The organism is Streptomyces sp. NPDC051173 (genome assembly GCF_040689515.1).
In the GTDB taxonomy this organism is placed as follows: Bacteria; Actinomycetota; Actinomycetes; order Streptomycetales; family Streptomycetaceae; genus Streptomyces.
Genome location: NZ_JBFBBD010000183.1, coordinates 1 through 1,230, shown reverse-complemented (window position 1 = coordinate 1,230; position 1,230 = coordinate 1). Strand labels below are relative to the sequence as shown.

The window sequence follows — 1,230 nt, the reverse complement described above, 5'->3', positions numbered from 1 at the left end:
CGTGCGCAAGGTGCTCATCGCCAACCGTGGCGAAATCGCTGTCCGCGTCGCTCGTGCATGCCGGGACGCCGGGATCGGAAGTGTGGCGGTCTACGCCGGTCCGGACCGGGACGCGGTGCACGTCCGTGTCGCCGACGAGGCGTACGCGCTGGGCGGTGACACCCCCGCGACGAGCTACCTCGACGTGGCCAAGGTGCTCGCCGCCGCAGCCGAGTCCGGCGCGGACGCCGTCCACCCCGGATACGGATTCCTGTCCGAGAACGCGGAGTTCGCCCAGGCCGTCCTCGACGCCGGACTGACCTGGATCGGCCCCCCGCCGCAGGCGATCCGCGACCTCGGCGACAAAGTGGCGGCCCGTCACATCGCCCAGAGGGCCGGCGCACCGCTGGTCGCCGGCACCCCCGACCCCGTCTCCGGGGCGGAGGAGGTCGTGGCCTTCGCTCAGGAACACGGCCTGCCCATCGCGATCAAGGCCGCCTTCGGCGGCGGCGGACGCGGCCTGAAGGTCGCCCGCACCCTCGACGAGGTCCCCGAGCTCTACGACTCCGCCGTCCGCGAGGCCGTGGCCGCCTTCGGCCGCGGCGAATGCTTCGTCGAGCGCTACCTCGACCGGCCCCGCCACGTCGAGACCCAGTGCCTGGCCGACAAACACGGCAACGTCGTCGTCGTGTCGACACGCGACTGCTCCCTCCAGCGCCGCCACCAGAAACTCGTCGAGGAAGCCCCCGCCCCCTTCCTCACGCAGGAGCAGAACGCCGAGCTCTACCGCGCCTCCAAGGCCATCCTCCGCGAGGCCGGCTACGAGGGCGCGGGCACCTGCGAGTTCCTCGTCGGCCAGGACGGCACCATCTCCTTCCTCGAGGTCAACACCCGCCTCCAGGTCGAGCACCCCGTCACCGAAGAGGTCACCGGCATCGACCTCGTGCGGGAGATGTTCCGCATCGCCGACGGCGAGGAACTCGGCTACGAAGACCCGCCCCTGCGCGGCCACTCCTTCGAGTTCCGCATCAACGGCGAGGACCCGGGCCGCAACTTCCTGCCCGCCCCCGGCACCGTCACCCGCTTCGAGGCCCCCACCGGCCCCGGCGTCCGCCTCGACGCCGGAGTCGAGACCGGCTCCGTCATCGGCCCCGCCTGGGACTCCCTCCTCGCCAAACTGATCGTCACCGGCGCCACCCGCGAACAGGCCCTCCAGCGCGCCCACCGCGCCCTGGGCGAGTTCACCGTCGA

1 protein-coding gene is annotated in these 1,230 nt (G+C 72.3%); it reads left to right on the top strand.

Features of this window, described 5'->3' with window-relative positions; genetic code table 11:
- Position 1: 1 nt before the first annotated feature.
- A partial coding sequence (locus AB0435_RS34245; protein WP_366428753.1) for a biotin carboxylase N-terminal domain-containing protein occupies positions 2 to 1,230 on the top strand: 1,229 nt, incomplete at its 3' end.